The sequence below is a fragment of the Alteromonas sp. CyTr2 genome (genome assembly GCF_947311905.1).
Taxonomy (GTDB): domain Bacteria; phylum Pseudomonadota; class Gammaproteobacteria; order Enterobacterales; family Alteromonadaceae; genus Alteromonas; species Alteromonas macleodii.
In genome coordinates, this window is sequence record NZ_CAMZMZ010000047.1 from 21,719 (window position 1) to 28,791 (window position 7,073).

Here is a 7,073-nt window from a genome sequence, read left to right on the forward strand (position 1 = left end):
GTGATTATTGTTATTCCAAGAAAGAATGCCCAAAAGTGAGACTATCCGTAGAAACTTGCATCCCCTGTCTGTCATAGGGAATTTTCATCGCTTTATTTCTCTTCTTATTTGCAAGAAGTGGCTAATCGTGCTCAAATCGCACTGCATCTTAATGACAATTATTATCATTTGCAATTTAATTAATATTGAAAGGCTTTTTACTTTCTTTACATAAAACTGACGAATATGCTTAAAACACCGCTAAATACAATTCCTAAAACCCTTGCAGCACTGTCTGATTACGAGAACCTGGCTCGGGAGCGACTAACCCCACAATCGTGGGCATATATTGCCGGTGGCTCTGCAGATGAATTGTCGATGCGAAGAAATCGAGAAAAATTAGACGACCTGTGTTTACTTCCCCGCGCTTTGAAAGATGTCAAACTGGGGGGAACTAAAACCACCTTGTTAGGGCAGCAGTTTGAACACCCTATAATTTCAGGGCCTGTTGCTTATCAAGCGTTAGCGCATCCCGATGGTGAGATTGCGACGGCGATGGCAACACAAGCTCAAGGCGGCTTATGGGTGATGAGCACGTTAGCCAGTCGCTCCTTTGAAGATATATCTAATCAGGTGGAAAGCCCCCGCTGGTTTCAACTCTATGTTCAACCTACCCGTTCACAAACTCTAGAACTCATACAAAAAGCAGAACATTTTCAGTTTTCAGCATTGGTAATCACCATCGATGCGCCAATTAACGGCTTGCGAAACCGTGAGCAGAGAGCTGAATTTTCGCTCCCTCCAAATGTGCGCGCGGTCAATATAGATACGCCTCCTCCCTTAGTGCACCCCGGAGAAGGCAAGAGCGTTGTATTTCAAGGGCTTATGGCACAGGCTCCTACATGGGACGATATTGCTTTTATCCAGCAACACACGTCATTGCCCATTGTGTTGAAAGGTATTCTTAATCCACTGGACGCTCAAAAAGCAGCGGAACTTGGCGTAGCGGGTATTGTAGTGTCGAATCACGGCGGCCGTGCTTTGGACAGCGTGCCTTCACCGGTAGAAATGCTTCCTATTATTCGCCAAACGGTTGGTGATGAAATGATGGTACTGGCCGACAGCGGTGTGCGCAGAGGCGCTGATGTGGTAAAGCTCATGGCACTGGGTGCTAACGCCGTGCTTATTGGTCGGCCTCTGATGTACGGATTAGCCACGGCGGGAGCATTGGGTGTTGCTCACACTATTCGATTGTTGAGAGACGAGCTTGAAATGACAATGGCGCTTTGCGGCGTAGGCACCATAGGAGAAATAAATGAGCACTGTTTATGGCCCACAGATTAGATAATTTCTTAGAAAATTTCACCGCGCAAACACGCACTACTTGCAAGTCTATAAGCTTAGGTTTCACTCCACTGTCTTAACAGATTGTGATACACACCCGAAAGCCTGACAATTTCAGCGTTATTAGGAGTCTCGGCGCTAAGTGCCTGAATACTCATATCTAAGTCGTACAGAATACGGCGTTGCTCAGCACTTCTTACTAAACTTTGCATCCAAAAAAGGACGCGAGCCGACGGCCTTTTGTAACTGGCGTCACTCTATGTAAGCTGGTCGAGGGATACATCACCATATCGCCCGCAGCGAACTTTACACGTTGTTCTCCATAGGTATCTTGGATTACGAGTTCTCCCCCTTCATATTCTTCGGGCTCACTGAGAAAAACCGTCATTGAGATATCTGTACGAACCTTTACAGCGGTTCCTGCCACTCGCCTAATGGTATTGTCGATATGATCGCCAAACTCTCCTTCACTCTGATAGCAGTTGAACATGGGAGGGTATATCTTGTTTGGTAATCCTGCTGCAAGAATATGCTGCGACTGACCCATCAAGCTCAAAATGAAATCTCCGAGCTGACGTGCCGTGGGAGAATCTTCAGGCAACTGCAGGTTTTTCTTGGCATGTAACGCTAAATGCCCCGCTGTTACAGCGCCATCAACCCAATCGGCTTTCTCAAGAAGCGACACCGCATCGGTGACTTCTTGTTTGGTAAGGAAGTTCTCAATTCTAACCAGCATGATGTTCCCATTGTGGCAAAGCGAGTAAAATATAAAAAACCAGCCAGAGGTCTTTTTACCTAAGGCTGGTTTTATAATAACGAATACTCAATTAGAAAGTATAGTTAGCAAAGACAGCTACACTTCGAGGGTTCCCTGGACGGAAGTGCCCTTTAGCGCTGTAATCTACCACGTACTCTTCATCTGTTAAGTTATCAACGTTTAACTGAAGCTTTAGATCCTCTGTCACTTGATAAGATGCCATTAGGAAAAGCGTAGTGTAAGAATCGACCGTGAAATAAGCCGTATTTCTGCGCCAGTAGGTTTCGCCAGAGTTGTAATAGATACCACCGCCCACATTCAGTTTGTTATCCATTGCAGCATAGTTAACCCAAATGTTAGCCGTATCATCTGGCGACGCTTGTAGACCGTTACCGATAGAATCCGCTGTCGTGTCCTGGGTAACTTCAGTATCTAAACTCGCATAGTTTGCAGAGATTGATAGTGAGTCCGTTAGCATACCTGTAACGCTGACTTCATAGCCTTTAGACTCTTGCTCACCCGCTAGCGAATACACTGTGACACCGTCTTCAATATTTTGTGAATCGACCACGTCTTTCGTAGTTTCAAACACAGCACCGCTAACAAGTAGCTGGTCGTTAAAGAACTGCCATTTCACACCAAGTTCAGTGGTTACTGCATTTTCAGGCCTTACCGCATTTTGCGCGGCGTTGGTTGATAGCGCTAACGCTACGCCGGGCGGCTGCTTAGAATTACTGTGACTTAGGTAAATATTACCGCTCTCTGTAGGCATATAGCTCACCGCTGCACCGTAGCTAAAGTAGCTGTCTTGAGCGTCGAGCCCATCGAAACAACCGCTACGTCGACCACACGCAGAACCGGAGATATCAAAATCGTCATAACGCGCGTTTATGTCTACTTGAAGGTGCTCACCGACTTTGATGGTATCTAGAAGATATAAGGCTACCGTGCTCGCATCACCCGAATTGTCATTGCCGCTATGCGTTGTACCACCTGTTACAAACACGTTGTTTTGCAAGTCGAAAGGGTTAATGGTGGGAGCTTCCAACACATTGCCTTGCCCATCGACATAGGTGTAATTTGCTGTCACACCAAAACTGGTACGCTCTTCTTCTGCTACTTCTGCACCCAGCACAACTCGATGCTTCAAAGCCCCTGATTCAAGTGAAAGAATTGCGTCTAGTTGTGATACAAATAAATCAGTCTCTTCGTCCAATGCTTGCAAGCGCTCAGCATTCAATAGGTTAGCTTCTTCACCTGAATTCCACCACGGACGACCAATTACTGACTCTTTTTCGTTGCTACCAAAACGGGTTTGGCTACGAAGCGTTACCACGTCGTTTACTTTGTGATTGATAACTAAGGTGTACATTTGTGTCGACACTTCTTCGAAGTCGCGGCCCGGCACACTGTAATATTCGTCCCATAAACCCGAATCTATCGGTCCTTCGGGCTGACCTGTAGCTTCTGCAGCCGCTGAAGTTAGGAAGGGAAGACCAAGCACCGGAACGTTATCCTGCTCCATCACAAATACATCAAGGTTTATGTCTGTTGCTTCATTCACTTTATAAAGTAATGAGCCCGCCACACCAGTGGTTTGGTATTCCTCAACGCTATTGTCAAAGAAGTCACCGCCATCGCTGTATAACAGGTTTAAACGGCCCGCAACATTCTCAGAAAGCTTCTTATTGTAATCCAGTGTTACACGTGCGTTTTCGAAAGAGTCATAGCGACCTGACACTGCACCAAAATCTTCAAGTCGCGCACGCTTAGTTGCCAGGTTAACGCTACCACCACCGGTAGAGCGACCGTCTAACGAGCCGCTTCCGCCCTTGATAACTTCTACAGCTTCGTAGTTGAAAGTATCGCGGCTGTAACCAGCTATATCGCGAATACCGTCTACATAGATATTTGAGCGTGCATCAAAACCACGAATGGTGACCTTGTCGCTGGCAGACACGACACCGCCACCACCTTCACCACCACCAAACGTTGATACGCCAGCAACGTTTCGAAGCGCATCGTTTAAGTTGGTAATCCCCTGATCTTCAAGAAGGCGTCCTGAAATCACGTTGATCGAACGAGGGGTATTCGCGATGGGTTGCGTTAGCTTTACTGAAGAGGTTTCGTCAACTTTATAACCCGCTTCTTCGGTAGCTTGAACCTTAGTGGTTTCTAACTCTTGAACTGCGGTATTCTCTTGTTGAGCGAGTGCAGTTCCAAATGGTATTGCTGCGGTGACTGTCAGCGCTAGTGCGCTTTTTTTTGTATTCATTTTCTTCATGAAAAAGAAGTCCCTTTAGTGCTTTTAAGTGTGTGATTAAATGCCTAAATGTACCGAGTTGAATTTTGGCACCGAGTAAAATACAGAGAGATTAAACCAAATGCAAATTATTATTATTTGCATATGCTTTTACAAATTTACACTAAACTGACAGTCAGAACTGATAAAACGCGGGTTGATTAAGAATAAGCACAAGCTCATATGGCTTTCTTTTTCATTGGCTAAAGGTGTTTTGTAACAGTATGGTTTTGTAGAATTGAGCTAGAGATGCTGTAAAAAAAATGCCCTTAGTTCATCATAGGTCATATAAGACTCTGGAGTTTCATGGGCGATGAGGTATTCCGCATGAGACAGGCCTTCCACAATCTCAAGTTGACTCGTACCGTTGAAATCGCGAATTTTTCTATGCAGACGGACTGCATCACTTAAAAATAGATCGCGTGTTCCTGCCACGATGAAAACAGGCGGAAACGAAGTAAAGTCACCATAAATAGGCGAAACACTAGGGTGTGATAAGTCGATAGTTCCAGCGTAAAGCGCTGCCGCAGATTGTAGTAGTCCTTCGTAGGAAACCAGTACACGATCAGCGCCTTCATTAACTTGTCGACTATCCCCTGCCTGCGTTAAATCTACCCATGGTGTGCCAGTATAGATAGCGCAAGGAAGGCTTATACTCTCGGCGGCCAGTGATTGTATAAGCGCAAGAACCAGCCCGGCGCCTGCGGATGTCCCTCCAACGAGGATGCAACGACTGTCAACGCTATCTAAAAGCGCTAGGTATACAGCTTTTAAATCACAAAGCGCGGCAGGTGCTGGGGCATTTGGCGGCATAGCGTAATCTATACTCAATACGGTTATTCCTAACCGTGATGCAATCAATAACCCTTCTTCAATACTCGGCAAGCCGCCAAAAAATACATAGGCGCCCCCATGCACGTCTATATAAACATGGTTTTCAAAATGCGGTGACACCTCTTTCGGCGTGAGCTTACGAACTGTTACGCCGGCTATTTCCAGTAACTCCACACTGACACCTAATTGCTTGCGCATGTTCTTTACTTTTTTCTTTTGCTGCGCATTTCGTTGCTGCACGAGCTCCCGCCAACTAGCAGCATCTTGAGGTACCGTTGCCTTAACCTCTGCGATAGGTGTCGTCGGAAATCTTTCGATAGCATGCTTAAGAGCATCACTAACGGTCTGTGTTTTTGGTTCGTTAGGTTTTGACATTATTTGCAGTGTTAAAGTTAATAAGCAGCGAGTTGGTGCCAAGAATGTATAAATCCTACCAGCCTACACCGAATATGGAGTGCTTAGCGTAACGTATTCACTCGCCCGAAGCTTCAACATATAGTTTATACCAGTCCGCACAGATAATTACTCACTCAGCGAGAGTTAAAATGTTCGCGACCGCGGCGTGTTACCACAGGTATATTGGTTCTACATTAAGGTGACACAACAAAGAGTAATAAAATCTGTATTGAAGATCAGTCCTTACTTGGTTGTGCATCTGATATGATTGGAAATACTAGTCGAGCGCAGCGTGTTTTGAGGGCAGACAGGAAGAATTAAGCTGCATGTAGCCAATACACTCTAAGACATCTTGGTAGAATAGTTAATAAGGATATATACAATGAAAAGAATACCCCTTCGTAAATGGGCAATGGCGGCAAGTTTCGCTATTTCGGCAACAGCCTTTGCAGGAAATGTAGAGCACGACCAGACCTCAGTTTGGAAAGTGTCGAAAGGCGATGATGCGGTTTATGTAGGTGGTACAATACATATTCTGCCAATCTCTGAATTTCCATTGCCCGCTACGTTCACTGAAACCTATGAAAAAAGTGACACTTTAGTTTTTGAAGTAAAAATGCCTGCCCCAACGGATATTGAAGGTCAGCAAAAAATGATGGCTGGGCTAGCTTACAAAGACGGTAAGTCGCTTAAAGATGATGTATCAGAAGAGACCTATCAGGCTCTCAATGTTTATTTAGCCAACTTTGGCGCAACAGCCGATCAATTAGCGCAATTTAAGCCAGGCATGGTTGCATCAATGCTGGTAGCTATGGAAGCACAACGCTCTCAGTTAGCTGGACAAGGTGTAGATGCCTACTTCATGCAGTTAGCTGCTCGCGACGGAAAAGCCAGTGAATATCTGGAATCGTTAGATTTTCAAATCAGTATGCTTGCCAATATGGGAGCCGGTGAAGAAGACCGCCTCATTTCTGAAACTTTGGAAACGCTACCAGAGCTAAAAGACATGCTTAAAAGCACCATAAAAGCATGGAGAGAAGGGAATACTCAGAAAATCGATGAACTGGTGGTAGACACATTCAAACGTGAATCTCCCGCTTCGTACGACGATGTTTTTACTAAGCGCAACCAAAACTGGCTACCTCAAATCGAAGCCATGTTTGGCGATGATGACCAAGAATTTGTCTTAGTCGGTGCTGGCCACCTAGTTGGCGATGACAGTGTTATCGCCTTATTAAAAGCGAAAGGCTACAAAGTCGAGCAAATGTAACCCCCTTGTTGCTACCGACCTAAATATCAAAGCTAGGCATAATCCTAGCTTTTTTATGCCTATTACAGAGGGAAATCGCAGGCATAAAAAAAAGCGCACCTAAGTGCGCTTTTTTTGGCTTGTGTTGCTAAGTCTAGATTAGTCTAGGATCTTAGATACAACACCAGCACCTACTGTACGACCACCTTCAC

General features: G+C 45.3%; 4 protein-coding genes and 1 pseudogene. 2 read left to right on the forward strand and 3 right to left on the reverse strand.

Annotated elements, in window-relative coordinates; genetic code table 11:
* Positions 1–225 precede the first annotated feature (225 nt).
* The gene (locus tag QME20_RS17915) at positions 226–1,323 is read left to right on the forward strand and encodes an alpha-hydroxy acid oxidase (RefSeq protein WP_281716349.1); all 1,098 of its coding nucleotides are present in this window, start codon (positions 226–228) and stop codon (positions 1,321–1,323) included.
* A 56-nt stretch (positions 1,324–1,379) separates the two neighbouring features.
* Here the strand turns inward: QME20_RS17915 and QME20_RS17920 are convergent.
* The 3 genes and pseudogenes from QME20_RS17920 to QME20_RS17930 form a co-directional block, all read right to left on the reverse strand.
* Positions 1,380–2,059: pseudogene (locus tag QME20_RS17920) on the reverse strand (Fe2+-dependent dioxygenase).
* A 91-nt stretch (positions 2,060–2,150) separates the two neighbouring features.
* The gene (locus QME20_RS17925; protein ID WP_281716350.1) at positions 2,151–4,364 is read right to left on the reverse strand and encodes a TonB-dependent siderophore receptor; all 2,214 of its coding nucleotides are present in this window, start codon (positions 4,362–4,364) and stop codon (positions 2,151–2,153) included.
* Positions 4,365–4,625: 261 nt separating this feature from the next.
* Positions 4,626–5,591: an alpha/beta hydrolase gene (locus tag QME20_RS17930; RefSeq protein ID WP_281716351.1), complete on the reverse strand. Its 966-nt coding sequence runs from the start codon at positions 5,589–5,591 to the stop codon at positions 4,626–4,628.
* Positions 5,592–5,994: 403 nt separating this feature from the next.
* Here QME20_RS17930 and QME20_RS17935 point away from each other — a divergent pair, with 403 nt between their 5' ends.
* Positions 5,995–6,882, forward strand: coding sequence for a TraB/GumN family protein (locus QME20_RS17935; protein ID WP_039234928.1), 888 nt, complete (start codon positions 5,995–5,997; stop codon positions 6,880–6,882).
* Positions 6,883–7,073 lie beyond the last annotated feature (191 nt).